This window comes from Rahnella sp. NRRL B-41462 (genome assembly GCF_003263525.1).
GTDB classification, from domain to species: Bacteria; Pseudomonadota; Gammaproteobacteria; order Enterobacterales; family Enterobacteriaceae; genus Rahnella; species Rahnella aceris.
The window spans coordinates 1-703 of the sequence record NZ_JYDF01000131.1 but is presented as its reverse complement, the minus strand read 5'-3'; the positions used below and the strand labels follow the sequence as shown (position 1 = coordinate 703).

Sequence of the window (703 nt, the reverse complement as noted above, 5' to 3'; positions counted from 1 at the left end):
GCAGGGGGAGGAGCCAAAACTAATAATGCTCCGCTATGGTCCTCACTAAAGGTGGAGCAAACCCGTTTTTACCTTACGGATATACCCCTTTAAACACCGTCTTCTTCCTCGGCTCCGACATAATCCCCTCCAGCGCCTCGACGCATTTCAAATAGTGCGGTGTTTTCTTGTGTGCCAGCACAGCGTCGTTATCCTGATAGGCTTCGTAGATAAAGAAGCGCGTCGGTACCGCCTCGTCCTGCAACACATCAAATCTGAGATTTCCCGGTTCCTTCACCGCGCCCAAATGGTTAGCGTGAAATACCGCCAGGAACTCATCCACCTTTTCCGGCTGAACATTAATTTCGACCAGTGTCACTTCCATGATTCACCCCTTTTCACTCAGGAACAGTTCATAAGCATGCGCCACGCTGGCGTTTTCATGCACCACTGCTTTCACCGCTTTCAGCATGGCAACCGGCGATTCGGACTGGAAGATGTTGCGCCCCATGTCCACACCGGATGCGCCCTGATCGATGGCTTTGAAGCACATTTCCAGCGCCTCGCGTTCCGGCAGTTTTTTACCGCCGGCAATCACTATCGGCACCGGACATCCCGCTGCGACGCGTTCGAAACCTTCATCGACATAGTAGGTTTTGATAATGTTCGCGCCCATTTCAGCGGCAATGCGGGTTGCCAGCGAGAAGTAACGCTGATCCCGCGC

At 53.2% G+C, this 703-nt stretch carries 1 protein-coding gene and 1 pseudogene; both read right to left on the bottom strand.

All coding sequences use genetic code 11. The annotated features are described in order from the left end of the window. Window positions 1–73: 73 nt before the first annotated feature. Window positions 74–364: a (4S)-4-hydroxy-5-phosphonooxypentane-2,3-dione isomerase gene (gene lsrG / locus UC14_RS23885; protein WP_037034453.1), complete on the bottom strand. Its 291-nt coding sequence runs from the start codon at window positions 362–364 to the stop codon at window positions 74–76. A gap of 3 nt (window positions 365–367) precedes the next feature. Then, window positions 368–703: pseudogene (locus tag UC14_RS23880) on the bottom strand (3-hydroxy-5-phosphonooxypentane-2,4-dione thiolase LsrF); the annotation flags it as partial.